Raw genomic sequence first — 26,578 nt, 5'->3', positions numbered from 1 at the left:
CATGGACTGGGAGATACGACAAGACCCAGAACGCCTGTACAAGGCCTTCCGCTTCCCGAACTTCCAGGAGGCGATGGCCTTTGCCAACAGGGTGGCCGAGTTGGCCGAGGCCAAGGGCCACCACCCCCGCCTCACCGTGGAGTGGGGGCGGGTCACGGTGGAGTGGTGGACCCACAGCCAGGGGGGCATCACCGAAAGGGACCGGGAGATGGCCCGCCTCACCGACCTTCTCCTGGGGTAGCCTGGGAAAGGTATGGAGGCACGGACCTTAGAGCTTGTCTTCCCCGAGCACACCAATCCCCTTGGGGCTGCCTTCGGCGGCTTCGTGCTGGGCCTTATGGACAAGGTGGGCTCCTACGCCGCTGCCAGAAGGGCCAAAAAGCCCGTGGTAACCGTGGCGGTGAGCAGCGTGGAGTTCAAGGTGCCCATCCGCACGGGAGACCTCCTGGAGGTGGTGGCCAGGGTGGTGCGGGTGGGGCGCACCTCCTTGACCGTGGAGGTGGAGGTGTACAAGGAGCGCTTCGGCCAGGAAAACGGCCGGGTTCTGGCCACCAAGGGAGAGCTCACCTACGTGGCGGTGAACGAGCGGGGCCAGCCCGTGCCGGTGGACCAAGATGCGGGTGCTGATTGACGCATCCTGCCCCTACTGCCGGGCCTTTGGCCGGACCCTAAAGGCCTTGGACCTTGGGGGAAGCCTCCGGATAGAGCCCCTGCAGGAGGCCCAGGGCCTGGACCGGGAAGCCCTTCTTCAGGAACTCCACATCCTGGATGGGGAAAGGGTTCACCGGGGCTACCAGGCCCTTTTGGCCCTGGCCCGAAGGTTATCCCTCCTCTGGCCCCTCTACCCCCTCCTCCTCATGGGCCTGGCCTTTGGCCTTGGGCCCAGGCTCTACCGCACCCTGGCGGAAAGGAGGCCCCATGCCTGAACTGCCCGAGGTGGAAACCACAAGGCGGCGCCTCGAGCCCCTCCTTCTCGGGCGGCGCTTCCTGGAAATCCACCACCAGGACCCAAGGCGCTACCGCCACACGGAAGGGGCCCAGGGGCAGGCGGTGGAAAGCCTCCTGCGCCGCGGGAAGTTCCTCCTCTTTTCCCTCTCTGGAGGCTTGGAGATGGTGGTCCACCTGGGCATGACCGGGGGATTCCGCCTGCAAAAGACCCCCCACACCCGGGTGGCCTTCCGCCTGGACCAGGGAGAGGTCTTCTTCCACGACCCGAGGCGCTTCGGGCGCATTTGGGTGGTGGAGAGGGGAGATTACCGCGAGATCCCCCTTCTCTCCCGCCTGGGCCCCGAGCCCCTTTCCAAGGCCTTCCGCTTCCCGGAGTTCTGGGAAGGCTTAAGGAAAAGCGGCAAGCCCCTCAAGAGCCTCCTTTTAGACCAGCGCCTCGCCGCCGGGGTGGGAAACATCTATGCCGACGAAACCCTCTTCAGGGCCCGCCTCTCCCCTTTCCGCCGGGGGCGGGAGCTTACGGAAGCCGAAGGGCAAAGGCTGTTTGCAGCCCTTAAGGAGGTGCTCGCCGAGGCCACCGCTCAAGGGGGGAGTACCCTTTCCGACCGCGCCTACCAGCAACCCGACGGCCTTCCGGGAAGCTTCCAGATGCGCCACGCGGTCTACGGCCGCGCGGGGTTTCCCTGCCCCCGGTGCGGCGCTCCCGTAGCCCGGGCGGTGGTGGCGGGGCGGGGAACCCACCACTGCCCCCGTTGCCAGACCTAGCGGCTTGCCCCTGGCCTTTTCGGGGGCCCCGTCGGGGTACTTAGCCCCACCTTCCCCGCCCCCGGTCCAGGAGGTAGAAGAGGAGCCCGGAGATGAGGGCGAGAAGGGCGGCGATGGCCAGGGCTTCCTTATAGGGCACCTCCCCCGGCCTTCCCAGGCGCTCATAGATGGCCAGGGTCAGGGTGGTCCACTCGGGCCGCCAGAGCACCAGGGTGGCCCCAAACTCCCCCAAAATGGCGGCCAAGGCCAGGGCAAGCCCAGATTGCAGGGCGGGAAAGACCAAGGGGATCTCCACCCGCAAAAACGCCCGAAGGGGCGTGGCCCCCAGGACCCGGGCCGCCTCGAGGAGGCTTGGGGAAAGGCTCCTTAAGGCAGGCAGGAGGGCCCGGGCAAGGAGGGGATAGGCCAAAAGGGCATAGGCGGCAAGCAAAAGGGGCAAGGAGCCCCGGAGGTTCGGGTAAGCCAAAAGGTAGCCGAGGCCCACGGCCACCGGGCTCACCATGAGGGGGAAAAGCCCTAAGAGGTCCATGAGGGGGCTCCGGCGGGCCGCTGCGGCATAGGCTATTCCCAAAGGAAGCGCCAGGGCCAGGGCCAAGAGGGTGAAACGGAGGCTATTCTCCAAGGCCACGGAAAGGGGGGTGAAGTCCTCCGAGGCCCAGGCGGAGGCCAAGGCCCCTAGGTCCAGGCGCAGAAACAGCCCCCACAAGGGGGCAAAAAGGAGGAGAAAAAAGGCGCCTAGTCCCAGGGTATAGGCCCAAGGAGGAGGGGGAAGAAGCCCTCCAGGGGGCAGGGGGTAGGGCCGGAGGCGCAGGTAGAGGGCCACGGCGAGGCCCAGGGTGAGAATCTCCAAAAGCATGAGGGCGCTGGCTTCGGGGAAGGCCAGGCGGTAGGCCAAGAGGGTGTAGACCTCCACCTCGAGGGTGGCGTACCTGGCCCCCCCCAAAAGGAGGGGCACCCCGAAGGCGGAGAAGGCGTAGACGAACACCAAAAGCCCCGCAGAACCCAAGGCGGGGAGCAGGAGGGGAAGCCCCACCCTTAGAAAAGCCCTGAGGCTCGAGGCCCCCAGGACCCTGGCCGCCTGCAAGGGGCCTTCCAGGTTCAAGGCCACCGGCAGGAGAATCCTGAGGGCAAGGCCCAGGTTGTAAAAGAGGGCAGCCAGAAGGAGGAGGACCTTGGTGCCGTAAAGGTCCACCCCCAGAAGTCCCCTGGGGCCCAGGAGGGCTAAAAACCCCAGGGCCACCACCGGGGTGGGGAGGACAAAGGGCAAGGTGGAAAGAGCCAGGAAAACCCCCCTAAAGGGAAAGCGGCGGCGGAAGAGGAAGGCCAGGGGCAGGGCCAGGGACAAGGTGAGAAGGGCGGAGAGAAGCCCATACTCTAGGCTCCAGAGGTAGCGCTCCCAGTAGTAGGGGTTCGCCAGGGCCTGGGCAAACCCCTCCCCTACCCCCAGGGCCAGGATGCGGAAAAGGGGGTAGAAGAGGGCCAAGCCCAAGAAGAGGAGGACGAAAAAGCCCCCGTAGGCCATCCCCCTAAGCCTAACCCCCAAGCTTGCCAGCGGAAGGCCCTGGACCCTCCCATCCTGAAGGAGGCGCTACCGCCTGCCCTGGCGCACCGCCTCGGGGCTTTGCCCCTGGAGAACCACCTTGGTCCACTCCTCGATCCAGCGCTCCCGGTTCTGGGCCATGGCCTTAGGGTCCAGGCGCACACTCCCCAGGGGCTCGGGCGCGAAGCGAAAGACCTCAGGGAGCCTGGCATCCCGCCGGGCCGGGTACATCCACATCTCCGTGGGGATGTTCTCCTGAACAGGCTTGGAGAGGAGCCAGTCCACCACCCTCCTGGCCCCTTCCAGGTTCCTGGTCCCCTTCAGGATCCCCACGAACTCCACTTGGAAGAAGGCCAGCTCGGGAAAGAGGTTCCCCGTGGGCGGCTCTTGGTACTTCCCCTCGGAATAGTAAACCTCGGCGGCGGGGCTGGTGGTGTAGGAGACCACCAGGGGCCTATCCCCCTTGTAGGGGGTGAAGTGGGTGTAGTAGGCCTCGCTCCAGCCCTTGGCCACCCGCACGCCCCCATCCCGGAGCTTAGCCCAGAAGTCCAGGTACCCATCCTCCCCAAAGCGGGCCACGGTGGCCATGAGGAAGGCCAGGCCCGGGGAGCTGGTGGCAGGGTTCTCCACCACGAGGAGCCGGGCGTACTCGGGCCGGGCGAGGTCAGCGGGGGCCTTGGGCAAGGGACGGTCCTTGAAGTAGGCCCGGTCGTAGTTCAGGCTCACCCAGCCGTAGTCCACGGGCAGGGCGCGGAAGGTGGGGTCCAGGAGGAGGGTGGCTTTCAGGTTTTGGATCTCGCGGCTCCGGTAGGGCAAGATGATGTCCGCCTCGAGGGCCCGGGAGAGGAAGGTGTTGTCAAAGCCGTAGATCACGTCGGCGATGGGAGCCGCCTTGGTGAGGATGGCCCGGTTCAGGGTCTCCCCGGCATCCCCCCCTTTGAGGAAGCGCAGCTTCAGGCCGGTTTCCCGCTCAAACCGGGCGATGAGCCCCTTATCCAGGGAAAAGCTGCTGTGGGTGAGGACGGTGATCTCCTGGGCGAAGCCGAAGGCCAGAAGGACCAGCAGGGCAAAGATCCTCAACATAAAACCCCTCCTTGTCACCGGGAGGGGCCTTGGTCACCTTCCCTACGCCGGCATTACCCGGATCAGGTTCCAAGGGTATCTCTCAGCCCCATAAGAGGGCACCCCCGGTGACGCCCTGAGTTTACCACCCTTCCTAGTCCTGGAAGGGCATCCCTCACACCCTCCAGGGAGCCAGCAGGCCCTCGAGGACCTCCCGGAAAGCCTCGCCAAAAGCCTCCGGCTGGTCGATCCAGGGGTAGTGCCCGGCCCCGGGTATCACCCGGATGGGGGCTTTGAGGCGCTCCGCCACCTCCTCGGCATAGGGGTAGCTGGTGCCGTCCTTCTCCCCCACCACCAGGACCACCGGCTTGCGGCTTGGGGAGAGGTAGGGAGTGTAGTCCAGCCGCCAGAGACCGTTTTTCCAAAAGGCCAAGGCCGGGGTATCCGGCCCCAGGATGCCCGAGCCCTCCGCCACCCATTCGTACTCCAGGCGGCCATGGGGGGTGGGGAACATGAGGCGGTCGAAGAGGAGCTTGGGCTCCGCCTTCTCCAAGGCCGCCCTCAAGTTCGCCTCGGGGTCGGCCAAAGGCTCAAGCCCCGCCGCCTCCGCAAGCCTTGCGGAAAGCCAGGGGAAGCTCACCCAGGGGGAAAGGAGCACCGCCCCCAGGACCTCCGGGTAACGGCGGAGGAGCTCCAGGGCCACCATGGCCCCAAAGCCGTGGGCCAGGAGGGCGAAGCGCTCTACCCCCAGGGCCTCGGCCAGACCCACGGTGTCCTCCACCAGGGCATCGAGGGTGAAGAGCCGGGGGTCCTGAGGCAGTTCCAAGCTCCGCCCCGAGCCCCGCTGGTCGAAGTAGATCACGCGGAAGTCTTCCAGGTACTCCCCCAGGCCCTCCCGGAGGGTGTAGGCGTTGCCTCCAGGTCCCCCGTGGAGGACGAACAGGGCAGGGGCGCACTCCTCCCCCACGTCCTCCACGTAAAGCTCCGCCTCCCCTATGGGGATGTAGCCGATTTCTTCCCGCATCCCCTATAGACTACCCCATCCTCCAGGGTAAAGGCCCAAACCTTAACCCCGGGCAGGGCCCTGGCCTTGGCCAAGGCTTCCTCCCCGGCGCCGAACACCTCCAAAAGCCAAACCCCTTCCCCCGCAAGAAGCCAATAGGGATGGGGAAGCTCCCGGGCCAAGCCCAAAAGGGCCTCCTTTTCCTTGCCCTCCACAAAGACTACCCTCATCCCCTCCCCCAAAGGCGGTGGTAAAAGAGGATCTCCGCGCTTTCCTCCAAGGTGGTGAGGAGGCTATAGGCCTCCAGAAGGGCTTCCTCCGGCTTCTCCTTAAGCCCTATGGCAAAGGCCCCGTGGCCCCTTAACAGGCAGGCCCGGTGCTCCTTAAGGCCCTCCGCCACGGCCAGAGCAGCCTCCAGGGTGGCGCTCACGGTTCTGGGAGCAAGCACCGGCACTTCTTTCAGGTAGTACTGGCCCTCCAGGTCCAGGGGAACAATCCGGTCCAGATGCAAGGAAAGAGCCACCGCCACCCGGGGATGGGCGTGAACGATGGCCCGGGCCGGAGTTTTAAGGTAAACCTCCCGGTGGATCACGCTCTCCACGCTGGCCCCTTCCGGGAAAGGGCCCTCGAGGGGCACCTCCACCAGGTCCTCGGGGGTCAGGCGGGCCTTCTGCACCCCGCTTCGGGTGATGAGAAAGCCCTCCTTGGTGCGCACGGAAAAGTTGCCCGCGGTGGCGGAGATGAGCCTATGGTGGAAAAGATCCTCCCCCACCTGGCGAAAGGCGGTGTAGATCCGCGCCAGCATGGGCCCATTATGGCGCAAAAACCCTTCTGGAGGCGGCGCTTAGGAGCCCCCACCCTGGCTAGGCCAGGGTGGGATGGCCTTAGGCCTGCTTCCCAGGCTGCTCGCGGCGGCCGGGGCGGCGGAGGGCAGGCTCCTTCTCCTTGGCCTCCACCGCCTCCTTCCTGGCTTCCTCGATGGCCTTGAGGGTCTTCTTGTCCACCACCTGGGTGAAGCGGACGAAATCGTTCCCCGTCCCCGCAGGGATCAGGCGGCCCAGGATGACGTTTTCCTTAAGACCGATGAGCTCGTCCTTCTTGCCGGCGATGGCCGCCTCGGTGAGCACATGGGTGGTGTTCTGGAAGCTGGCGGCGGAAAGCCAGCTCTTGGTGGAGAGGGCGCTCTTGGTGACCCCCATGAGGAGGGGCTTCCAGGCCACCGGGGTCTTGCCCTCGGCGATGAGCCGTTCGTTCAGGGCCTCCACGTCCCACTTCTCCAAGACCTGGCCCTCCAGCAGGCGGCTATCCCCAGGGTCGGTAACCTCCACGTACTTGAGCATCTGCCGCACCACGATCTCAATGTGCTTGTCGTGGAGCTTCACCCCATGGGCCCGGTAAACCTTCTGGATCTCGTCCACCAAGTAGCGCTCCACCGCCTCGGGGCCGCGGGCCTCGAGGAGCTGGTGGGGATCCACGGCCCCACGGGTGAGGGGCTGGCCCGCCTCCACGTAATCCCCATCCTTCACCACCAGGCGGGCATCCTTGGGAAGCTTGTACTCCTTGGAGAAACCCTCGGACTCCACGAAGACGGAAAGCTTCTCCTCGGTTTCCTCGATGCGCACCACCCCGTCGATCTCGGAAATCACCGCCTTGGCCTTGGGCCTGCGGGCCTCAAAGAGCTCGATGACCCGGGGCAGACCCTGGGTGATGTCGGTGCCCATCGCCACGCCGCCCGTGTGGAAGGTGCGCATGGTGAGCTGGGTGCCGGGCTCGCCGATGGACTCCGCCGCCACCACCCCCACCGCTTCCCCGATGGACACGGGCCGGGCCATGGAGAGGTCGTAGCCGTAGCACTTCTGGCAGACCCCGTAGCGGGTCTGGCAGGTGAGGGGGCTGCGCACGGGGACCTCCTTGATCTCCCCGGCCTCCGCCGCCTTGATGAGAAGCCCCACGTCCTCGAGGGTCAGGTAGCGCCCTTCCTCCAGGCGATGGCCCAGAACCTCCACCTCCCGGGCCAGAACGCGGCCATAGAGGCCGGACTCGATGTCCGAGCGCTTCCTGAGGCGCAGGGTGCGGGTCACCTCGTCGGGCTGGAAGAGGGGTACGGAGATGAAGTTGGTAGTGCCGCAGTCCGCCTCCCGCACCACGATCTCGTGGGCCACGTCCACCAGCTTCCGGGTGAGGTAGCCGGAGTCGGCGGTGCGGAGGGCGGTGTCCGCCCCACCCTTTCGGGCCCCGTGGCTACTGATGAAGTACTCCAGCACGGTAAGGCCTTCCCGGAAGGAGGAGCGCACAGGCACCTCGAAGGTCTCCCCCGAGGGCTTTTGCATGAGGCCCCGCATACCGCAAAGCTGGCGGATCTGCTGGGGGTTACCCCGGGCCCCGGACTGGGCCATCACGTAGAGGGGGTTGAAGGGGTAGTTCTCCTCAAAGTTCTTGAAGACCGCCTGGGTGACCTTCTCCGTGGTCTCGGTCCAGAGCTGGATCACCTGGTCGTAGCGCTCCCGGTCGGTGAGGAAGCCCATCTCGTAGGCCTGCTCGATCTGCCTAAGTTTCTTGTCGGCTTCCTCCAGGTACTTCTGCTTCTGGGGGGGGATGACGGCGTCGTCGATGCCGATGGTGATCCCGCTGGTGGTGGACAAGGTGAAGCCGTAGTACTTGAGGGCGTCCAGAAGCCTTGCGGTCTTCTCGACCCCCAGGCGCAGGAAGGACTGGTAGACCAGGTCCTTCAAGGAGTTCTTCTCCTGGGGCACGTCCATCTGGAGGAGCTCCTGGGCCACCCTCTCATCCCCCACCGCCTCGCCCACGATGCGGGCGAAGAGGACCCGGCCCGGGCTGGTTTCCAGGCGCTTGCCCAGGTAGCGCACCGTCACCACGTCCTGGAGGTCTAAAAGGCCGTGGGCCACCGCCAAAAGGGCCTCGTCGGGACTCGAGAAGACGAACTTCAAGCGGCCCACGCTGGTTTCCCTGCCCGCCACCCGGATGGGGGCGTTTAGGGCCACCTCCCCCCGCTCGTAGGCGGCCAAGGCCTCCTCCACCGTGGCGAACTCCCGGCCGGCTCCCTTCTTCTCTCGGCGCACCTGGGTGATGTAGTAAAGCCCCAGGATGATGTCCCGGCTGGGCTTGGCCAAGGGCTCCCCGGAGGCGGGAGAGAGGAGGTTGTGGGCGGAGAGCATCTGGACGCGGGCCTCCGCCTGGGCGAAGGAGGAGAGGGGCACGTGCACCGCCATCTGGTCCCCGTCGAAGTCGGCGTTAAAGGCCTCGCACACCAGGGGGTGGAGCTGGATGGACTGGCCCTCCACCAAGACGGGCTGGAAGGCCTGGATGCCCAGGCGGTGCAGGGTGGGGGCCCGGTTCAGGAGGACCACCTTGCCGTGGATGACCTCCTCGAGGGCGTCCCAGACCTCGTCCTTGATGTCCCGCTGCCTTTCCAGCATCCTACGGGCCGCCTTCACGTTGGGGGCGATGCCCTTCTCCTCCATCTTCTTGAGGAGGAAAGGCTTGAAGAGCTCCAGGGCCATGCGCTTGGGCAGGCCGCACTGGTGGAGCTTGAGCTGGGGCCCCACCACGATCACGCTCCGCCCCGAGTAGTCCACCCGCTTACCCAAGAGGTTCTGGCGGAAGCGGCCCTGCTTGCCGGAGAGGATGTCGGTGAGGCTCCTAAGGGGCCGTTCAGAGCCCGGGTTGGTGACGGGGGAGCCGCGGCGGCCGTTGTCGATCACCGCATCCACCGCCTCCTGGAGCATGCGCTTCTCGTTGCGGATGATGATCTCCGGGGCCCCCTGGGCCAGGAGCTTCTTCAAGCGGTTGTTGCGGTTGATGAGGCGGCGGTAGAGGTCGTTGAGGTCGCTGGTGGCGAAGCGCCCCCCGTCCACCTGGACCATGGGGCGGAGGTCCGGGGGAAGCACGGGCACCGCCTCGAGGATCATCCACTCCGGGCGGTTGCCGGAGTCCAGGAAGGCCCGGACCACCTCGAGGCGCTTCCTGGCCTTGGCCCGCCGGGCCCGGGAGGGGTGCTTCATCTCCTCCAGGAGCTCGGCCTCCAGCTTCTCCAGGTCCAGCTCCTTCAAAAGGGCCTGGATGGCCTCGGCCCCCATGCGGGCGTCGATGTCGTAGGATTCCACCACCCGCACCACGTTCCGGACCAGGTCCACCTCCACCCGGCCGTAGATCTCGCTCTTGACCCTGCCCCCGTCGGCCAGGGCATCCCCCGGGGCCACCCGGTCCCCGGTGGTTACCTCCACGTCCTCCTCAAAGGGGTAGAGGCGGGCCTTCATCACCACGATGCTGGCGGGCTCGTGCAGGTGGACGATGCCCTCGGCCTCGGCGATCACCTCCTCCTCGGGGTCGATGGCCGCCACCACCTTCTCCCCCGCCTGGACGTGGGCTCCTTCCGGCACCACCACGTTCATGTGGGGGGCCACCGCATAGTCCTTGGGCTCCGTCCACTCCAGGAAGAAGGTGAGGTAGACGGTGTCCCCCTCCTCCTCCGCCTCCACCTCCTTGGCGGTCATGTGACGGGGCAGGCGCAGAAGACCCCGCCCCTCGGCCAGGGGCTGGCCCTTTTCCACCACCTCCCCGTGGACCACCAAGGGGGTAAGCCCCACGGGGAGGAAGTAGCGGGCCACGGCCTCCTCGTCCTTGAGAAGGGTGAGGAGGTAACCCTCCTCGAGCTCCTTGAGCTCCACCACCCCCTCCTCCTCCGCCCGGAAGAGGTAGGGCTCGGGGAGTTCCGCCAGGACCTCCCCTGGCCTATAGGCCTCCCGTTCCACCCAGGCGGCCAGGGGAAGGCGAAGGCCCGCCCGCTCCTTCCGCAGGTAGTCGATCCGCACCCGCCGGGGGAAGCGGTAAAGGGCTACCCCGTCCATGCGGCTCACCACCCCAGGGGCGAGCTCCTGCCCCTTCACCACCTCCTCCCCGTCCTTGACCAGGGCATCCACCCCTTGGGGCAGGGGGTAGGTCTCCTGCTTGCCAAAGCGGAGCTCCCGGTACTCCTCGTCCGTGAGGAGCTGGCGCTTTTGCACCGGCACCCCGTCCAGCGTCGCCCCTTTGGGGTCCAAGACGATGTACTTGCTGAAGTAGAGGACCTGCTCCAGCTCGGTGGCGGAGAGGTCCAGGAGGGTGCCGATCTTGGAGGGCACATCCTTCACGAACCAGATGTGGGCCGCCGGGGTGGCCAGCTCGATGTGCCCCATGCGGTAGCGGCGCACGATGCTCTTGGTGACCTCCACCCCGCAGCGCTCGCACACCTTGCCCTCAAAGCGCTGGCGCTTGTACTTGCCGCAGGCGCACTCGTAATCCTTGGTGGGGCCGAAGATGCGCTCGTCGAAAAGCCCATCCCGCTCGGGCTTCAGGGTGCGGTAGTTGATGGTTTCGGGCTTCTCCACCTCCCCGTAGCTCCAGGAGCGGATCTTTTCCGGAGAGGCCAGGGCGATGCGAACCTTGCGAACTTCCTTTTTCATTCCTCCTCCACTTAAGGGCGATCCCGCTTCTGCGGTGCGGCTTACCGCTTGGATGCCAGGCCCTCAAAGATGTCCACGGGGTTATCCCGCTCGTCCAGGGTCTGCACATCCAGGGCCAAGGCCTGAAGCTCCTTTACCAGGACCCGGAAGGACTCGGGCACGCTAGGCTCGGGCACGTCCTCGCCCTTGATGATGGCCTCGTAGGCGGCGTTACGGCCCTCGATGTCGTCGGACTTCAAGGTGAGCATCTCCTGCAGGGTGTGGGCGGCCCCGTAGGCCTCGAGGGCCCACACCTCCATCTCCCCAAAACGCTGGCCACCGAACTGGGCCTTACCGCCTAAGGGCTGCTGGGTGATGAGGGAGTAGGGGCCGGTGGAGCGGGCGTGCATCTTGTCCTCCACCATGTGGTAGAGCTTCATGATGAACATCTGCCCCACCACGATGGGGCCCTCGATGGGCTCGCCGGAGCGGCCGTCGTAGAGAACCACCTTGCCCTGGATGAAAAGCTCCCGAAGCTGCTCCTCCGGACTTGTACCGGGGCTCACCAGGCCCAGCTTTTCCGCCCGGGCCAGGACCTCCAGCTCCCGCTTGTCCACCCCGAAGCCTTCCTCCTTCCGCTTGCCGAAGTAAAGGTCGAAAGCCTCGGCCAAAAGGGCCTTGATCTCGGGCTCCGTGGCCCCATCAAAGACTGGGGAGATGTAGCGCTGGCCCAGGAAGAAGCCCGCCAGGCCCAGATGGGTTTCCAGGATCTGGCCCAGGTTCATACGGCTGGGCACGCCCAGGGGGTTCAGGATGATGTCCACGGGGGTGCCGTCGGGCAGGTGGGGCATGTCCTCCACGGGGAGGATCTTGGCCACCACCCCCTTGTTCCCGTGGCGGTTGGCCAGCTTGTCCCCCACCTGGAGCTTGCGCTTCTGCGCCACGTAAACCCGGACCACCTCCCGCACCCCGGGCTTCAGCTCCACCCCGGGGTCCCCACGGCGCAGGCGGAGGGTACCCACCACGATGCCCCCCTCGCCCGGGGGCACCCGGAGGGAGGTATCCTTCACATCCCGGGCCTTATCCCCGAAGATGGAGCGCAGAAGCCTCTCCTCCGGAGAGGGCTCCTGCTCCCCCTTGAAGCTGGTGCGGCCCACCAGGATATCCCCGGGCTTCACCTCAGCCCCGATGCGCACCACCCCCTCCTCGTCCAGGTCCCTCAGGGCCGCCTCGGAGAGGTGGGGGATATCCCGGGTGATCCGCTCCGGACCCAGCTTGGTGTCCCGGGCCTCGATCTCGTAGCGCTCGATGTGGATGGAGGCGTAGAAGTCCCGCTTTAAAAGCTCCTCGCTGATGACGATGGCATCCTCAAAGTTGTAGCCGTCAAAGGGCATGATGGCCACCAGGACGTTCTGCCCCAGGGCCAGGAAGCCCTCCTCGGAGGCGGGGCCATCCGCCAGGAGGTCCCCCCTCTTCACCCTCTGGCCCACGGTCACCCGGGGGCGCTGGTCCAGGGCGGTACCCTGGTTGGAGCGCACGAAGCGGCGCAGGGTGTACTCCACCAAGCGGCCATCCTCATAGCGCACGGCGATGCGGCGGCCATCCACCGCCACCACCTCCCCGTCCTCCTCGGCGTAGACCGCGGCCAAGGAGTCCCGCACCACCCGCTCCTCGAGGCCCGTCATCACCACCGGGGCCTGGGCCCGGATGAGGGGCACCGCCTGGGTCTGCATGTTGGAACCCATGAGGGCCCGGTTGGCGTCGTCGTGCTCCAGGAAGGGGATGAGGTTGGTGTTCACGGAGAAGACCTGCTTGGGGCTCACGTCCATGAACTCCACCTCCTCCGGGCCCACGATCACCGGCTCACCCCGGCGCCGGGCCACCACCCGGTCGGTGGCGATGCGGTTCCCCTCGAGGGGAGTGTTGGCCTGAGCGATGGTGTACCGGTCCTCCTCGGTGGCGGTCATGTAGACCACCTCGTCGGTGACCACCCCGTTCCTCACCCGGCGGTAGGGGGTGCGGATGAAGCCCAAGTGATCCACCCGGGCGTAGGCGGCCAGGGAGGTGATGAGGCCGATGTTGGCGCCTTCCGGGGTTTCCACCGGGCAGATGCGGCCATAGTGGGTGCGGTGCACGTCCCGCACGTCAAACCCCGCCCGCTCCCGGGTGAGGCCCCCAGGACCCAGGGCGGAGATGCGCCGCTTGTGGCGCAAGGAGGAAAGGGGGTTGGTCTCGTCCTTGAACTGGGAAAGCTGGCTACGGCTGAAGAACTCCCGGATGGCCGCCTCGAGGGGCCGGTTGTTCACCAGCTTGGCCGGGGTAAGGGTATCGGCGGAGCCCATCACCATCCTCTCCCGCACCCCCCGGGCCAGGCGGCTCAAGCCCACCCGGAACTGGTCGGCCATGAGCTCCCCCACGGTACGGATGCGGCGGTTGCCCAGGTGATCGATGTCGTCCACCTCGTGCCCGGGAACCCCGGCCATGAGGGCGAAGAGGTAGCGCAGGGTGGGCAGGAAGATCTCGTCCTTAAACTCCCCGTCCTCAAAGCGCGCCAGGGTGCGGCCAGAAAGGGCAATGCCTAGCTTCTCCTCCGCCTTGTACCGCCCCGCCTCCCCCAGGTCGTACCGCCTGGGGTCGGCCAAAAGGCCAAAGAGGTAGGCCAAGGCCTTGTCCTTCTTGGGGGGATCGCCGGGGCGGAGCAGGGTAAAGAGGCGCACCAGGGCCTCCTCCGGGCGCATGGCAAGCACCGCCTCGTCCAGAAGGCCCCCCAAAAGCTCCCCGTAGGCCCCAAGCTCCCGGTTCAGGGTCTCGGCGTCATAGCCCAGAACCCTGAGGAGGAGGATGAGGGGGAACTTGCGCTTGTTGACCTTCATGGAGACGGTGCCGTTTTGTTCCACCTCCAGGTCAATCCAGGGTCCCCGCTTGGGCAAGGGGATGATGCTGGCCACAAACCGCCCGGGGCGGGCGGGGTCCGGGGTGAAGTAGACCCCCGGGGAGCGGTGGATCTGGGAAACGATCACCCGGTCGGCCCCGTTGATGATGAAGGAGCCGTCCTCGGTCATGAGGGGGATGTGGCCTAGGAAGACCTCGTCCTCCTTGATGAGGCCCGTGTCCTTGTGGATGAGCTGGAGGCGGGCATAAAGGGGAGCCTGGTAGGTTAGGTCCTTCTCCCGGCACTCGTCCTGGGAAAAAGGGGGCTCCCCGATGCGGTACTCCAGGAAGTCCAGGACCATACCGCCCTTGCCCTTGTCCCCCTCCTCCACGGGGAAGGTCTCCTTGAAGGCCGCCTGGATGCCCACGTCCTCCCGCTTATCCGGGGGAACATCGGCCTGAAGGGCCCTCTTATAGGATTCCACCTGGATTTCCGTCAAAGGGGGAAGGGGTATAACCTCTCGGATGCGACCGAACCGCTTAATCTCCATGCGTCACCTCAAGGATGGGAAAGCGGGCCGCCCGAGGTAAGCTAACAGGGTTCTTCCGCGGGACCTCGCGCCCCGCGGCGGCTGGCTCTTACCGTGCTCCCTTGGCCCGACCAAAGAGCACAAACCTTAGCTTATAGGGCAATCCCTTAAGCCGTCAAGCCTACCCGACCCTTCTCTCCGCTACCGTTCCACCTCCACCTTGATTTTATAGTTTCCCCGCCTGGTTTCGCCAAGTACCTCCAGGAGCCTCAGGCTTCCCAGACCCTCCGCCAAAAGGGTGTCCCCGGGAGCCATCTCCTCCTTGGGGGAGGCCACCTTGCCCCTTAGCCGCACCTTCCCCGCCCTCACCCCCTGGACGAAGTAGCTGCGGGAGACCCCGAAGCCCTTAGCCCCCACGGTATCCACCCGCAAGGAGGGCACCACCAGGGTTCGCACCCGTTCGCTGGTGGCCCTTAAAGCCCCCTCCGGGGGTGGGAAAAGGGTGTAGCCCGCTTCCTCCAAGGCCCTCCTTCCCTTAGCGGACACCGCCACCAGGTAACCCTCGCCAAAGGCCTCCAAATCCCCCATGGCCTCCCCCAGATCCGGGGGCTCCTTCTCCAGAAAGACCACCACCACCGGGTCGTGGACGGAGGGGACCTCCGGGGGATACAGCACCGCAAGCCTCCTCTCCGCCAGGGGAAACCCCCCGAAAAAGGCCACCCTAAGTCCCTCCCCCCGGGCCTTTTCCTCCAGAAGGGCCTGCTCCTCCGGGTCCAGGAAGCCCGTTTCCACCACCCGTCCCCCCCGGGCCCGCTTCAGGTAGGCCATGAGGTCCGCCACAAGGAAAGATGATACCCTAAGGGAAGTGCAAAAGGCTTAGGGAAGCCATCCGCCTTCTGGTGGAGGAACTGGATCCCCTCGAGGTCTACCCCTTTGGCTCCGGAGCCCAAGGCCTTTTGACCCCAGAAAGCGACCTGGATCCGGCCATCCTGGGCCCCAAGCCTTACCCTCCGGAGCACCTCTTTGCCCTGCGTGCCCGTATTAGACCTCGCCCTTAAGGCCCACGCCCGCCTCAACGAGGAAAGAAAGGACGCCATCGTTCTCAACCCGCTCCGAGCCTGCAAAGCGGCCATAGACATGGCCATGCATGGGGTGCGGCTTAGGCGCCTGGGTTTACCGCAAACCTCTCGGGAAACCTTGTTTCGTTGGAAAAAGCCGGGCTGATCTCCCCAAGCCACTCCCAAGGGATGCAGGCCAGGGTGGGCTTTCGCAATGTGGCGAGGAACGGCTTCCCGACTTCCTGGAGCTCAGCGCCACCCTACTCCGCACCCTCCCGGACCATGAAGCTTAGACGGGCGCTGGCCCTTTCCTCCCCCTCCACCAAGGCCCTGACCTCCACCTTCCCCAGGCCCCGGCGGAAGAGGAGGAGCTCCCCCTCCAGGATCAGGGCATCCCCCGGCACCACGGGCTTTTTGAAGCGGGCCTCCTCCACCCCCACCAAAAAGACCAGGCCCCCGGGCTTGAAACCCGGCTGCTTGGCGATGGTGCCCACCGCCGCCTGGGCCATGGCCTCGAGGATCAGCACCCCCGGCATGATGGGGTAGCCGGGGAAATGCCCCTGGAAGTGGGGTTCGTTAAAGGTAACGTTCTTCAGGGCCCGGAAGGTTTTCCCGTCCGCGTGAAGGACCCGGTCGATGAGCAAAAAGGGATAGCGATGGGGCAAGAGGGCCAGGATCTCCCCGATCTCCACGGCTCACCTCTTCAGGACGTCGTCCGAAGACAGGATGGCGTCCTCCAGCACGTGGAGCATCTCCAAGGCCTTGCCCGTGCCCAAGGCCACCGCCTCGATGGGGTTTTCCGCCACCACCACGGGCACCCCCGTGGCCTCCTGCAGGGCCACATCCAGGTTCTTTAGCAGGGCACCACCCCCGGTGAGGAGGATGCCCCGCTCGTAGATGTCCGAGGCCAGCTCAGGGGGCGTGGTTTCCAACACCCCCTTCACCCCCTGGAAGATCTTGTCCAAAGGCTCCTTCAAGGCCTCGGCCACGTCCTCGGCGGGGATCTCCGCGGTGCGGGGAAGGCCGGTGATGAGGTCCCGGCCCCGCACCTCGGCCACCTCCTTCTCCTCCCCGGGAAGGACCTTGGCCCGGCCCAGCTGGATCTTGAGCTCCTCGGCGGTGCGCTCCCCGATGAGGAGGTTGTACTTTTGTCGCACGTAGCGGATGATGGCCTGATCCATCTCGTTGCCAGCGATCCTAAGGCTCTCGGAGCGCACGATACCCCCCAGGGAGATGACGGCGATGTCCGTGGAGCCTCCCCCGATGTCCACCACCATGCTGCCCGTGGGCTCGGCCACGTTGATCCCCGCCCCGATGGCAGCCGCCAGGGGTTCCTCGATGAGGTAGACCTTGTGAGCCATGGCCGAGACCGCCTGCACCACCGCCCGCCGTTCCACATCCGTGACCCCGGAGGGCACCCCCACCATGACCCGCGGCCGAAAGAAACGGCTCATGGGGGAGAGCACTTTTTGCAGAAAGAGGAGGAGCATGCGCTCCGTTAAGGCATAGTCGGCGATAACCCCATCCTTAAGGGGCCGTACCGCCACGATGTTCCCCGGGGTGCGCCCCAGCATGCGGTAGGCCTCGGCCCCCACCGCCTTCACCTCGCGCTTCCCCTGCACCACTGCGATCACGGAGGGTTCGCGCAAGACGATCCCCTTCCCCCGCACGTAGATGAGGACGCTCGCCGTCCCCAGGTCAATCCCGATGTCCTCGCCCCTCAGCATAATCGCCCCATTCTACTGAAGAACCCGGTAGCGGACCCTATGGTCCTCTACCACCGCCACTCCCCCCTTCTTCCAGTACTCCTCCACACCCGCCAGCACCAGGGCTCAAGCACACATCCACCACCACTTTCAAAGGACCACCTCTCGCCCCTCAGCGAGATAAGCGGCGAAATCCGAAGCAGCTTCCAGGTCCTCCCGTTCCAGGTAAGGAACCTGAAGTATTTCCTCGGGCGTCTGGTGCTTGAGGAGTTGCAGGAGCGTGGCCACAGGAAAGCGCATACCCCGGATGCAGGGTCGTCCCCCCATGACCTCCGGGTCCACGGTGATGCGCTCACGCCAGTCCATGTCACCTAGCGTACTCCACCGCCCGGGTCTCCCGCACCACGGTCACCTGCACCTGGCCCGGATAGTTCATCTCCCGCTCGATGCGGTTGGCGATTTCCCGGGCCAGAAGGGTTGCCTTGGCGTCCGTGATCTTGTCGGGCTTGACGATGACCCTCACCTCCCTTCCCGCCTGCACGGCAAAGGCGGTTTCCACCCCGGGGAAGGAAAGGGCGATGCGTTCCAGGGCCTCGAGGCGCTGCAGGTACTCCTCCAGACTCTCCCGCCTGGCCCCGGGCCGGGCGGCGGAAAGGGCGTCGGCGGCCGCCACCAAAACGGCATACACGGTTTCCGCATTCTCGGGGTCATGGTGGTGGGCGATGCCGTCTATGACCTCCGCGGGTTCCCCGAAGCGGCGGGCCAGGGCGATGCCGATCTCCACGTGGCTTCCCTCCACCTCCCGGTCCACGCTCTTGCCGATGTCGTGCAAAAGCCCCGCCCGTCGGGCCAAGGCGGCATCCAGGCCCAGCTCCGCGGCCATGATCCCGCACAGGTGGGCCACCTGCACCGAGTGCTTGAGGACGTTCTGGCCATAGCTGGAGCGGAAGTGGAGCCGGCCGAGAAGCTGGATGAGGCCAGGCTTTAACCCCACCACCCCGGCCTCGAGGGCAGCCTCCTCGCCCCGTTCGTAGATGAAGGTCTTCATCTCCTGCTTGGCCTTCTCCACCACCTCCTCGATGCGGCTCGGGTGGATGCGCCCGTCCTTCAAGAGCTCCTCCAGGGCCATGCGGGCGATCTCCCGGCGGATGGGGTTGAAGGAGGAAAGGAGCACGGCCTCCGGCGTGTCGTCGATGATGAGGTCCACCCCGGTCAAGGCCTCAAAGGTGCGGATGTTCCGCCCCTCCCGCCCGATGATCCTGCCCTTCATGGCATCGGAGGGAATGGGCACCACGGAGACCGCCAGCTGGGCTGCGGTTTCCGAGGCCTGGCGCTGCATGGCCTGGGCCAGGATCTTTTGGGCTTCCTTGCGGGCCTCGAGGCGCACTTTTTCCAAGGCTGCCCGCACCCTCTGGGCCTTCTCCTCCTCCAGCTCCCGGTCCAGCCTCTCCAGAATGAGGCGCCGGGCCTCTTCTGGGGAAAGGCCCGCCACCTCGTGAAGCCTCCGTTCCACCTCCCGTTCCTTCTCCTGCAGAAGGGCCTCCTGGGCCTTAAGCGCCTCCTCCCGCTTGGAAAGGGCCTCCTCCAGGGCATCCAGCTTGAGGGCCCGGGCGTCCAAGGCCTCGCCCCGCTTGGAAAGCCTTTCCGCTTCCCGCCTCAGCTCCTCCCGCTCCCCCTTGAGGCGCTCCCTTTCCGCCTTAAGCTCCTCCTGCAAGGCCCGAAGCCTCTCCCGCTCGCCCTTAAGCTCCTCCCGCTCGCTCCTCAGGCGCTCTTCCGCCTCCTGCAAGCGCTTTTTGGCCTCGGCCTCCAAGGCCTCCGAACGGCGCTTAAGCTCCGCCTCCAGCTCCTGGCGCAAGGCCTTGGCCCGCTCCTCGGCCTCCTGGCGCAGGGTCCTGGCCTCGGCCCGGGCGGCTTCCAGGATCTCCCTGGCTTCCTTGCGGGCCGCCTCGAGGGCCTCCCTGGCCTCCCCCCTGGCGGCCTCGAGGAGCCTTTGGGCCTCCTCCCCCGCGCGGTCCTCCCCCTTGCGCCGAAGGAACAGGGCCCCCAAGAGGACCAAGACCAGGAGGAGAAGCCCCAGGTCCAAAAGGGTCAGGGTCATCTACTCCTCCCCTTCCTCGCTGCCCGCGAGCACCACCTCGTGGGCCCTCTCCAGCACCTTGGCCCGGATCTCCTCCAGAAGCTCGGGCCGCTCCCGCAGGTAGTCCGCCGCCTTCTCCTTCCCCTGGCCCAGGCGGATCTCCCCGTAGGAGAACCAGCTTCCCGCCTTCTCGATCACGTTGGCCGCCACGGCCACGTTCACCAGGTCCATGACCGGATCCAGTCCCTTGCCGAAGTAGATCTCCAGCTCCGCCTCGCGGAAGGGTGGGGCCAGCTTGTTCTTCACCACCTTCACCTTGACCCGGATGCCCACCGCCTCGTTCCCCACCTTGATGGGCTGGCCGCTTTTGCGCACATCTAGGCGCACACTGGAGTAGAACTTAAGGGCCCGGCCGCCGGGGGTGGTCTCGGGGTTGCCGTACATCACCCCCACCTTCTCCCGCACCTGGTTGATAAAGATGGCGGCGGTGTTGCTCTTGGAGAGGACCGCGGTGAGCTTGCGCAGGGCCTGGCTCATGAGCCTGGCCTGCAAGCCCACGTGCTGGTCCCCCATCTCCCCCTCGATCTCCGCCTTGGGCACCAAAGCGGCCACCGAGTCCACCACGATCACGTCCACCGCCCCCGAGCGGGCGAGAAGCTCCACGATCTCCAGGGCCTGCTCCCCCGTGTCCGGCTGGGAGACCAGCAGGTCCTCCACCTTGACCCCCAGCTTCTGGGCGTATAGGGGGTCCAGGGCGTGCTCCGCGTCCACGAAGGCCGCCACACCCCCCTGCTTCTGGGCCTGGGCGATGATGGTGAGGGCCAAGGTGGTCTTCCCCCCGGACTCGGGGCCGTAGATCTCGATAACCCTTCCCCGGGGAATGCCCCCGATCCCCAAGGCCAGATCCAGACCCAAGGAACCCGTGGGGATCACATCCACCTGCAGCTTGGGCATCTCCCCCAGGCGCATGACCGCGCCCTTGCCGAACTCCTTCTCAATGGTCTTGAGAGCGTTTTCCAGCGCTTTCCTCTTGTTCTCGTCCATGGTCACCTCGCAAAGGGAACTTTTCCAAAATGGTATAGACGGGCCCCTTGGGCTTAAGCTCCGAGCGCACCAGGGCAAACTCCCTTACCGGCCACTCCACGCCGAAGACCACCGGGGGCACCCGGGGGGCAGGAGCCTTGCGCCGGGCCAGGGTGATGTGGGGCTTGAAGGACTTATCCCCACCTGCCAGAAGCGCCTCCTCCCCCAGCAACTCCCGCACCCCTTCCCGAAGCCCCTCCGCCAAAGGGGCAAACCCCTCCCCTTCCGCCTTGGCGAACCAGACCCTGGGGGTGCCCTCGTTGGGGAAGTAACCCGTGCCCCGGATGCGGGCGGTGAAGGGAGGATGGAGCCGGCCCAGCCGGTGGCCCAGGGCCAAAAGGTCCTCCAAGTCCTCCTCCGGCCTTTCCCCCAGGAAGAGAAGGGTAAGGTGGAGCTGATGGGGCACCACCTCCTTCCACCCCTTGTAGCGGGCCACCCGCCCCTGAGCCTCCACCAAGGCTCGCTTCACCTCTTCAGGAAGGAAGACCGCGTAGAAGAGCCTCATGTCAGGAGCAAGGCCAAGGCGGCATAAACGCTTCGGAGCCGCACCACCTCCCGGTCCCCGGGGAAGCGGTAGCGGCGCACCTCCGTCCCCTTAGGCCCCGCCAGGGCCACGAAGACCGTGCCCACGGGCTCGCCCTCCAAGGGGTCCGGTCCCGCCACCCCCGTGGTGGAAAGGGCGTAGGTGGAACCGAAAAGCACCCGAGCGGCCTCCGCCATGGCCTTGGCCGTCTCGGCGGAGACCGTCTTGGCGAGGAGTTCCTCCGGCACACCGAAGCGGGCCTTGGCCCCTACGGAATAGGATACCACGCCCCCCAAATAGAAGCGGCTTGCCCCGGCAATTCGGGTGATCTCCGCCCCCAGAAGCCCCCCGGTGAGGCTTTCCATGGTGGCAAGGGTGGCCCCTTCCAGCTCCAGGCGGCGCTTCACCGCCTCGGCCAGGGTGAGGTCCCCCTCGCCCCAGATCTCCTTAAAAAGCCGCTTCCGGATCCTTTCCGTAAGGTCGGCCACCCGATCCTCCCGGCCCCGGATCACCACTTCCACCCCCTGGAGCTTGGGGTAAGTGCCCACCTCCACCTCCGCCTCCCGCTTGAAAAGCTCCCCAAGCCGCTCCACGATCTCCGACTCCCCGATGCCCCAGGTCTTCAAAACCCGCTTGGCGTAGGGGCGGCGGGGGAGGTTCAGCTTGGGCAACACCTCCTCCCACATGGGCCGCCACTCAGGGGGAGGCCCGGGCAGAAGGATCAGGTCTTTCCCCTCCTTCCGCACCCACCAGCCGGGGGCGGTGCCCCTGGGGTTTTTAAGCCAGGTGGCCGAAGGGATCCTCAAGGCTTGCTTGCGGTTGGCCTCGGGCATGCTCCGACCCCGGGCCCGGAAGACGGCCTCAACCTCCGAAAGCATCTCCTCGTCCAACACCAAGGGCTCCCCCAAGGCCTCGGCCACCGCCTCCCGGGTCACGTCGTCGGGGGTGGGGCCCAGGCCCCCGGAAAGCACCAAAAGCCTCGCCCGCTCCCAGGCCTGGCCCACCTCCCGGGCCAAGGGGAGGGGCTCGTCCACCACCCTGAGGGTCCTTTCCACCTTGAGGGCGTAGGCCTCGAGGCTCCTGGCGATCTCCGCCGTGTTGGTGTCCAGGGTCTCCCCGTAGATGAGCTCCGTGCCTACCCCGATGATCTCCGCCCGCTCCATGCCACCTCCTCAAAGGGCAGGGGCTCCACCCGAAAGCGCCCCCCACCCCCCTCCACCACCGCCCCTAGGGGCACCTCCTTGCGCATCACGGCAAGGCCCAAAACCCCGAAGGGCGTTTCCATCACCCGCTTGGCCTCCCCCACCTTGCGCCCCTCCAGCAGGAGGTCAAAGGGGGCTTCTTGGGTAGGGGAAAGCCCCCTTAGGCCCACCAGGTGATGGTGCACCTCCTTCCCCTCGAGGCGGGCCATGATCTCCTGGCCCACATAACACCCCTTGCCGTAGTCCACCAGGTGGAGAAGCCCCACGCTCTGGGGAAGCTCCCCACGAATATCGGACGGGAGCGGAAGGCCCTTAAGCAAGGTGTAAAGGGGATAAACCCCAGCGGGATGGGCCCCCTCCCCGCTTTCCGCCACTTCCTCCCGCCCATCAGCATGGAGGCGCCGGTAAAGGGGAAGTTCCAGAAGCTCCACCTGGTCAAAGACGATGTAACGCTTCAGCCGGGCCCTTAAGCCCTCCAAGGTGCCCCAGGGAGCCAAAAGAAAGCCTTCCTCGTGCACGAACACCGTGGCCGCCTCCTCTATCTGGCCCCGATGGTTGAGGAAGAGGGTCCCCGCCGGCTCCGAAAGCCGCCTGAGGTCCCGGGTAGCCTGGCCCTGGAGGAAGGGAAAGGCGTCAGGCCCCCGCACCAGTAAAACCCCTGGGAAGGCGAAATACCCCTCGCCCACCAGGGCCTTTTCCAGGGCCGCCTCCATGCCTCCCATTATTGACCAAAGGGTCAGGAAGGGGGAGAATGGCGGACGTGCGCTTTTTCTGGGGCTCCTTCCTGGCGCTTTTCCTCGTGGGGATGATCGTGGCCCTGCCCGGGGCGGCCCTGCCCGTTTGGCGAGGGCGCTACGGGGTGGGAGAGGAGGTTTCCTGGTTCTTCATCGCCCTCCTCCTGGGGCTTCTCCTGGGGGTGCGCCTGGCCCAAGGGGAGAAGCGCCACCCCCTTCTTCCCGCCGCCTTGGGGCTCGTGGGCCTGGCCTTATGGGGGGTGGCCCTGACCCCTTCCTTCCCCTTGGTGGTGGCCCTGGCCTTCCTCCTGGGGCTCGGGGAAGGGTTGATGAACGTGCACGGCAACAGCCTGGTGGGGGAGCTTTACCCCAGGAAACGGGTGGAACTCCTGAACCGGGTGAACGTGGCCTTCGGCTTGGGGGCGGTCTTCACCCCCTTCGCCCTCACCCTGTTGCCCTACGGCGCCGTGTTGTTTCTGGCGGGCCTCCTGGCCTGGATAGGGGCCCTTCTCCTCTGGGGAGCCCCTCAGGTAGCCCAGGTGCCCAAGGAGCAAGGGCGGGGGCTTTGGCCCTTCCTCCTGGCCGTGGCCATCTACACCGGTCTGGAAGGAGCCCTAGCCACCTGGAACCGGGTCTGGCTGGAACGCCTCGGCCACCCCACCCCTATGGGAGGGGTGCTTCTCTCCCTGTACTGGCTCTTTCTGGCTATGGGCCGCCTTTTCCTGGCCAAACCGGTGGCGCAAAAGCCCCTGGCTGCCCTGAGGGGTCTCCTTCTCGGAGTCCTCGCCCTCCTTTTCCTCAACCTCCTGCCCCCCACCGCCCTCCTCTTCCCCTTGGCTGGCTTTCTCCTGGGTCCCCTTTTTTCCACCCTTTTTGCCCTGGTGCAGGCCCGCTTCGGCCACCGGGCTCTGGGGGGTTTGCTCTATGCAGGCGCCACGGGAAGCACCTTGATCCCAGCCCTCTTTGCCCTTCTGCCCACACCTGGCATCCCCTATGGGCTTCTCGGCCTGGCCCTGGGCCTTTTCCTGATGGTTTCCAGCTTGGAACGGAGGGCTGTCCATGCTTAAGGCCCTTCTCTTCGACCTGGACGGCACCTTGGCCGACACTGATCCCCTGCACCTTCTGGCCTGGCGGGAGGTCTTGGCGCCCTATGGCCTCGAGGTGAACGAGGACTTCTACCGCCAGCGCATCTCCGGCCGCCTTAACCCCGAGATCGTAAAAGACCTTTTGGGGCTGGAGGGAGAGGAAGCCCGAAGGCTCATCGAGGCCAAGGAAGCTCGCTTCCGAGAGCTGGCCCTGAACCTCAAGCCCATGCCTGGCCTTAAGGAGCTTCTGGAAAAGGCCCAGGCCAGGAGCCTCACCTGGGGGGTGGTGACCAACGCTCCCCGGGAGAACACCCGCCATGTGTTGAAGGCCCTGGGTTTGAACCCGCCCCTTCTGGTCCTGGCGGAGGAGGTGGGCCGGGGCAAGCCCGACCCCTTGCCCTACCGGGTGGCCCTAAGGCACCTGGGCCTCACCCCCCGGGAAGCCCTAGCCTTTGAGGACTCCCCTTCCGGGGTGAGGAGCGCCGTGGGGGCGGGGATACCTACCTACGCCCTGCTCACGGGGCACAAGGAGGAAGCCCTCCTCGAGGCGGGAGCCTGGGGGGTCCTCCAGGACTTCAGGAAGGCCATGGAGCTACTCTAGGGCATACCGCTGAAAGGCCCCCTCCTCAAACCGGGCCTCCACCAAGTCCTCCCAGTAAAGCCACCCCTGGCGGAAGGCGGGGAAGTCCAGGAACCCCCCTCCCGCCTTCAGGTGGAAGGCCAGCTCGTTGGGTTCGGTAACCCCCTGTTGGAAGGCCAGAAGCGCCGACTGGTAGGCGCCAAAGGAACTTTGCGCCTGGCTTCCCACCATGGCCCGTTTGCCCTTTTCCCGCGCCAGGGCGAGCATCTCCAAGGTCCAGGTGATGCCGGTGCGGGCGGGCTTCAAGTTCAGGACGTCAAAGGTGTCCAGAAGAAGCTCCCGGCGGAGGTCCTTGGGGGTCATAGCCGAGTCGTCGGCGATGAAGGGAAGGATTTTCTTCTCCCTTAGCTTCCTCCTGGCCTCCACCTCCTCAATGGGCAGGGGCTCTTCCACGTAGAGGAGGCCCATTTCCTTCCAGGCAAGGAGGTAGCGCTCCGCCTCCTTGGGGGAAAGGGTTTCGTTGGCGTCGGCGTAAAGCTCGGCGTCGGGGAAGGCTTCCTTAAGGCGGCCGATCTTCCGGCCATCCTCCTCCAGGTCCCGGCCCACCTTCACCTTGAAGACCCGCACCCCCGCCTCGTAGGCCATGCGGGCATCTAAAAGCATCTCCTCCTCCGAGGCCATGCCCAGGATGTAGGCCACCCGCACCCGGTGCTTGGCGGGCTTCAATACCTGGTAAAGCTCCTCCCCCTCGCTTCTCGCCCAAGCCTCCCAAAGGGCGAGGTCCAGGGCCCCTTTAAGGCCCAGGTTGCAGGGAAAAGACTCCAGGACAGCCCGGACAGCCTCCTGGTCGTCCGCCTCAAGGCCCAAAAGCCGAGGCTTCAGATACTCCAGCCCCGCCCGCACGCTCCCCAGGGTTTCCCCGTAGATGGTAGGCCGGATGGCCACCTCCGCCTGGCCCAGGGAGCCATCGCTGAGCTCCATCTGCAAAAGAGCATGCTCCAGGGCCGCCATCTCCGAGGCCTTACCCCAGCGCAAAGGCGCCCTTAAGGGGATGCGGAAATGAACCAGCCTGAGGTCGCGGATGGTCGCCATGAGGCCATTTTAGAGGCCAAGCCGCCTGAGGAAGCCCCTAACCGCCTCCACCTCTTCCTCGAGGGAAAGCCTCTCCGTGTCCAGGATGAGGGCCCGGGGGTGGTCCTCAAGGAGGTGCAAGGGACCCAAGGGATCGTAGTTCCGCTTCTCCTCGGCCACGATTTTGAGCTTGGCCAAGACCTCTTCCCAAGGGGCCAGGGCCTCCTCCAGCTCCTCGGAGGAAAGGACCCCCTCAGCCAGGGCCTGGAGCTCCGCCCGCTCCTCGGGACGGAGTTCCACCCGGTCAAAGGCGTCGCGGCGGGCGAGGAGCCTCTTGAGCCTTGTGGCCTCCCGGGCGTGGAGGACCACGAAAAGCGCCTTGGGCAGATGCTCCAACGCATAGGCCACCTCCGCCTCCCCCCTAAGCCCGTCGAAGAGAAGGGGGAAGCGGGGCTCCACAAACCCCCGGGCCAGCACCTCCGCCACCCCTCCCGGGAACTCCTCCCGGAAGCGCCGGGTGAGCCGGAAGCGCTCCTCCCGGGGAAAGGGGGGCTTGGCCCCATAGCGGGGAAGGACGTAAAGGTCCACCAGCTCCCGCCGGTCAGGAAGCCGGGGAAAGCCCAAGGCCTCCACCAGGGTGCTCTTCCCCACCCCGGTGAGGCCCACCAGGATGAGGAGGGGGTGGTCCTTTATGGGGACTAAGTTGGGACGGGGCTCGAGGGCAAAGGGGGTATAGAAGGCAAGGTCCATGGAGGGATTGTAACCTAAGGGGGTTTCGTGGTATATAAGTGAGAGTACTAGGGTTCCCCTGCTCACACCAAGCTAACACCGAACTTCAGAATGAGGAGGTAAAGCCATGAAAAAGGTCATCCGCGCTGCAGGCCTAGGTCTCCTCGGCTTGGCGCTGGTGGCATGCTCCCAGCAATCTATCCCCCAAGCCAACGCCACCCCCCAAGAAACAGCACAGAACCTCGGAACCCTGAGCGAAGAGGTACAGCAGGTGATCCAAGAACTGGCAAACGCTTTTCAGGGTCTTGGTCTTCCTTCCTGGCAACCTTCCATTCAAGGTCTTGACCCTGGCGCCCTCCAGGCCCTCCTGAACCTGCGCCTGGACGCTTTTTTCTCCGTCCGGCCCCCAGATCTGGTACCCTTGGCCACCAATCCCCTGCCCAGAGGGCAGGCCGAGTGCATAGGCGGAAACTGCTATTGGGTAGGTCCCTCTGACGACTTGGAGATCTCAAAACTTGCACCTCCCGAATACCCTGCATAAACACCCCCTTCCCCCCGCAGGCGGGGGCC

The 26,578-nt window shown here is 65.9% G+C and carries 26 protein-coding genes and 1 riboswitch; of the genes, 8 read left to right on the top strand and 18 right to left on the bottom strand.

Translation table 11 applies throughout. The annotated features are described in order from the left end of the window. Position 1: 1 nt before the first annotated feature. Genes C2847_RS09985 through mutM form a run of 4 tightly spaced genes read left to right on the top strand, consistent with a single transcriptional unit; the run spans position 2 to position 1,713 of the window. Positions 2 to 241: a 4a-hydroxytetrahydrobiopterin dehydratase gene (locus C2847_RS09985; protein ID WP_105318208.1), complete on the top strand. Its 240-nt coding sequence runs from the start codon at positions 2 to 4 to the stop codon at positions 239 to 241. A 12-nt stretch (positions 242 to 253) separates the two neighbouring features. Beyond that, entirely contained in the window at positions 254 to 631 is a 378-nt protein-coding gene (locus C2847_RS09980) for an acyl-CoA thioesterase (protein ID WP_105318207.1), read from the top strand. Further along, positions 615 to 926: a DCC1-like thiol-disulfide oxidoreductase family protein gene (locus C2847_RS09975; RefSeq protein ID WP_105318206.1), complete on the top strand. Its 312-nt coding sequence runs from the start codon at positions 615 to 617 to the stop codon at positions 924 to 926. Before C2847_RS09980 ends, C2847_RS09975 begins: the two co-directional genes overlap by 17 nt. Further along, a complete protein-coding gene (gene mutM, locus C2847_RS09970) occupies positions 919 to 1,713 on the top strand; it encodes a DNA-formamidopyrimidine glycosylase (protein ID WP_105318205.1) in 795 nt (264 codons plus the stop codon). Before C2847_RS09975 ends, mutM begins: the two co-directional genes overlap by 8 nt. 40 nt (positions 1,714 to 1,753) lie before the next feature. On the opposite strand, the gene C2847_RS09965 is transcribed toward mutM, so the two are convergent. The 8 genes from C2847_RS09965 to C2847_RS09930 all read right to left on the bottom strand — a co-directional run bounded on the left by C2847_RS09965 (position 1,754) and on the right by C2847_RS09930 (position 15,000). After that, positions 1,754 to 3,235, bottom strand: a complete 1,482-nt coding sequence (locus tag C2847_RS09965) for an ABC transporter permease (protein ID WP_105318204.1) — start codon at positions 3,233 to 3,235, stop codon at positions 1,754 to 1,756. Positions 3,236 to 3,301: 66 nt separating this feature from the next. After that, the gene (locus tag C2847_RS09960; RefSeq protein WP_105318203.1) at positions 3,302 to 4,336 is read right to left on the bottom strand and encodes a thiamine ABC transporter substrate-binding protein; all 1,035 of its coding nucleotides are present in this window, start codon (positions 4,334 to 4,336) and stop codon (positions 3,302 to 3,304) included. 21 nt (positions 4,337 to 4,357) lie between these two features. Further along, a riboswitch (TPP riboswitch) is annotated at positions 4,358 to 4,452 on the bottom strand. A gap of 38 nt (positions 4,453 to 4,490) precedes the next feature. Continuing rightward, entirely contained in the window at positions 4,491 to 5,339 is an 849-nt protein-coding gene (locus C2847_RS09955; protein WP_105318202.1) for an alpha/beta fold hydrolase, read from the bottom strand. Continuing rightward, positions 5,309 to 5,548, bottom strand: coding sequence for a hypothetical protein (locus C2847_RS09950; RefSeq protein WP_105318201.1), 240 nt, complete (start codon positions 5,546 to 5,548; stop codon positions 5,309 to 5,311). The genes C2847_RS09955 and C2847_RS09950 overlap by 31 nt, the downstream gene beginning before the upstream one ends. Next, on the bottom strand, positions 5,545 to 6,123 hold the full coding sequence (locus C2847_RS09945) for a fuculose-1-phosphate aldolase (RefSeq protein WP_105318200.1): 579 nt from the start codon (positions 6,121 to 6,123) through the stop codon (positions 5,545 to 5,547). Before C2847_RS09945 ends, C2847_RS09950 begins: the two co-directional genes overlap by 4 nt. Positions 6,124 to 6,202: 79 nt before the next feature. After that, positions 6,203 to 10,780 carry a DNA-directed RNA polymerase subunit beta' gene (rpoC, locus tag C2847_RS09940; protein WP_105318199.1) on the bottom strand — a complete coding sequence of 1,526 codons (4,578 nt, stop codon included), beginning with the start codon at positions 10,778 to 10,780 and terminating at the stop codon, positions 6,203 to 6,205. A 41-nt stretch (positions 10,781 to 10,821) separates the two neighbouring features. Continuing rightward, a complete protein-coding gene (gene rpoB / locus C2847_RS09935; RefSeq protein WP_105318198.1) occupies positions 10,822 to 14,181 on the bottom strand; it encodes a DNA-directed RNA polymerase subunit beta in 3,360 nt (1,119 codons plus the stop codon). 180 nt (positions 14,182 to 14,361) lie between these two features. Next, positions 14,362 to 15,000, bottom strand: a complete 639-nt coding sequence (locus C2847_RS09930) for an RNA-binding protein (protein ID WP_105318197.1) — start codon at positions 14,998 to 15,000, stop codon at positions 14,362 to 14,364. 47 nt (positions 15,001 to 15,047) lie between these two features. Between C2847_RS09930 and C2847_RS13065 the strand changes: the two genes are divergently transcribed. After that, on the top strand, positions 15,048 to 15,218 hold the full coding sequence (locus C2847_RS13065; RefSeq protein ID WP_105318196.1) for a nucleotidyltransferase domain-containing protein: 171 nt from the start codon (positions 15,048 to 15,050) through the stop codon (positions 15,216 to 15,218). A gap of 260 nt (positions 15,219 to 15,478) precedes the next feature. Here the strand turns inward: C2847_RS13065 and fabZ are convergent, their stop codons facing one another. From fabZ to C2847_RS09885, 8 genes are all read right to left on the bottom strand, one after another. Then, positions 15,479 to 15,910, bottom strand: coding sequence for a 3-hydroxyacyl-ACP dehydratase FabZ (gene fabZ / locus C2847_RS09920; RefSeq protein ID WP_105318195.1), 432 nt, complete (start codon positions 15,908 to 15,910; stop codon positions 15,479 to 15,481). A 3-nt stretch (positions 15,911 to 15,913) separates the two neighbouring features. Beyond that, entirely contained in the window at positions 15,914 to 16,945 is a 1,032-nt protein-coding gene (gene mreB / locus C2847_RS09915; RefSeq protein WP_105318194.1) for a rod shape-determining protein, read from the bottom strand. A gap of 129 nt (positions 16,946 to 17,074) precedes the next feature. After that, on the bottom strand, positions 17,075 to 17,290 hold the full coding sequence (locus C2847_RS09910; RefSeq protein ID WP_105318193.1) for a DUF433 domain-containing protein: 216 nt from the start codon (positions 17,288 to 17,290) through the stop codon (positions 17,075 to 17,077). Position 17,291: 1 nt separating this feature from the next. Then, on the bottom strand, positions 17,292 to 19,016 hold the full coding sequence (gene rny, locus C2847_RS09905; RefSeq protein ID WP_105318225.1) for a ribonuclease Y: 1,725 nt from the start codon (positions 19,014 to 19,016) through the stop codon (positions 17,292 to 17,294). A gap of 6 nt (positions 19,017 to 19,022) precedes the next feature. After that, entirely contained in the window at positions 19,023 to 20,045 is a 1,023-nt protein-coding gene (recA, locus tag C2847_RS09900) for a recombinase RecA (RefSeq protein WP_105318192.1), read from the bottom strand. Then, the gene (gene thpR, locus C2847_RS09895) at positions 19,996 to 20,589 is read right to left on the bottom strand and encodes an RNA 2',3'-cyclic phosphodiesterase (protein ID WP_105318191.1); all 594 of its coding nucleotides are present in this window, start codon (positions 20,587 to 20,589) and stop codon (positions 19,996 to 19,998) included. Before thpR ends, recA begins: the two co-directional genes overlap by 50 nt. After that, positions 20,586 to 21,770: a CinA family nicotinamide mononucleotide deamidase-related protein gene (locus tag C2847_RS09890; protein ID WP_105318190.1), complete on the bottom strand. Its 1,185-nt coding sequence runs from the start codon at positions 21,768 to 21,770 to the stop codon at positions 20,586 to 20,588. Before C2847_RS09890 ends, thpR begins: the two co-directional genes overlap by 4 nt. Further along, positions 21,743 to 22,522 (bottom strand): YgfZ/GcvT domain-containing protein, encoded by a 780-nt coding sequence (locus C2847_RS09885; protein WP_164835701.1) that lies wholly within the window; start codon positions 22,520 to 22,522, stop codon positions 21,743 to 21,745. Before C2847_RS09885 ends, C2847_RS09890 begins: the two co-directional genes overlap by 28 nt. Positions 22,523 to 22,560: 38 nt before the next feature. Here C2847_RS09885 and C2847_RS09880 point away from each other — a divergent pair, with 38 nt between their 5' ends. Then, positions 22,561 to 23,610, top strand: a complete 1,050-nt coding sequence (locus C2847_RS09880; protein WP_105318188.1) for an MFS transporter — start codon at positions 22,561 to 22,563, stop codon at positions 23,608 to 23,610. Next, on the top strand, positions 23,603 to 24,229 hold the full coding sequence (locus tag C2847_RS09875) for an HAD family hydrolase (protein WP_105318187.1): 627 nt from the start codon (positions 23,603 to 23,605) through the stop codon (positions 24,227 to 24,229). The genes C2847_RS09880 and C2847_RS09875 overlap by 8 nt, the downstream gene beginning before the upstream one ends. Here the strand turns inward: C2847_RS09875 and C2847_RS09870 are convergent. Together C2847_RS09870 and C2847_RS09865 are read right to left on the bottom strand one after the other, a co-directional pair. After that, entirely contained in the window at positions 24,221 to 25,300 is a 1,080-nt protein-coding gene (locus C2847_RS09870; protein WP_105318186.1) for an enolase C-terminal domain-like protein, read from the bottom strand. The genes C2847_RS09875 and C2847_RS09870 overlap by 9 nt on opposite strands. Positions 25,301 to 25,309: 9 nt before the next feature. Continuing rightward, complete coding sequence (locus tag C2847_RS09865) at positions 25,310 to 26,029, bottom strand: DEAD/DEAH box helicase family protein (RefSeq protein ID WP_105318185.1); 720 nt, start codon at positions 26,027 to 26,029, stop codon at positions 25,310 to 25,312. A gap of 106 nt (positions 26,030 to 26,135) precedes the next feature. Between C2847_RS09865 and C2847_RS09860 the strand changes: the two genes are divergently transcribed. Beyond that, complete coding sequence (locus C2847_RS09860) at positions 26,136 to 26,549, top strand: hypothetical protein (protein ID WP_105318184.1); 414 nt, start codon at positions 26,136 to 26,138, stop codon at positions 26,547 to 26,549. The last annotated feature ends 29 nt before the right edge of the window (positions 26,550 to 26,578 follow it).

It is taken from the genome of Thermus tenuipuniceus, assembly GCF_002964845.1.
GTDB classification, from domain to species: Bacteria; Deinococcota; Deinococci; order Deinococcales; family Thermaceae; genus Thermus; species Thermus tenuipuniceus.
The sequence above is the reverse complement of the archived record's forward strand: the minus strand, read 5'-3'. Positions and strand labels throughout refer to the sequence as shown.